The organism is Alteromonas sp. AWJ4_197 (assembly GCF_056160285.1).
Genome location: NZ_JBSWWW010000047.1, coordinates 1 through 531, shown reverse-complemented (window position 1 = coordinate 531; position 531 = coordinate 1). Strand labels below are relative to the sequence as shown.

The following is a 531-nucleotide window of genomic DNA, read 5'->3' as shown; positions in this document are numbered from 1 at the left end:
CCAGGGGTGAGCCCAGAACGTCGGGGCCGCCCCGGGGGCGTACTGCGCAGGGGGGGGCCGAAGGCCGGGGGAGGGGGTCTCCGGGGGCAGTCCGTCCGCGTGTAGACGTACCACTCCGCTGTGCTGCCCCACGCGGGGACCGTGGGCGGTGCGGAGACGAGCTCGTAGTCGGGGCTGTTCGCCACGGCCTCGCTGAGGACCTGCACCTGCGGTTCCAGCGCGGGGTTCCCGGAGACGTCCGCGGACCAGATGATCATCCGGTAGGTGCCGTCCGCCACGGCCTGCCGGAGGGCCTGCGGGTCGTCGGCCGCCAGGTCGCCGGGTGCGGTCCACTGCAGGTCCGGGTGCTCGTTCCACAGGTGGTACTTCAGCGGCAGCGGGTGCGTGGCGAAGTACCGGCCCGGCTGCGGGTCCTGGGACTCGACGAGCTCGACCACGGGGGCCACGCTCGGCCACTGGTACAGCGCCTGAGCCCGGACGAGCCCGGTGGCCAGCAGCACGACCACCAGGACGGCCAGCACGACCCCGCGC

At 74.2% G+C, this 531-nt stretch carries 1 protein-coding gene; it reads right to left on the bottom strand.

Annotated elements, in window-relative coordinates; translation table 11 throughout:
• Positions 1 to 531, bottom strand: a 531-nt coding sequence (locus tag ACXAGC_RS20475; protein WP_474846857.1) for a hypothetical protein, incomplete at both ends; no start/stop codon positions are given.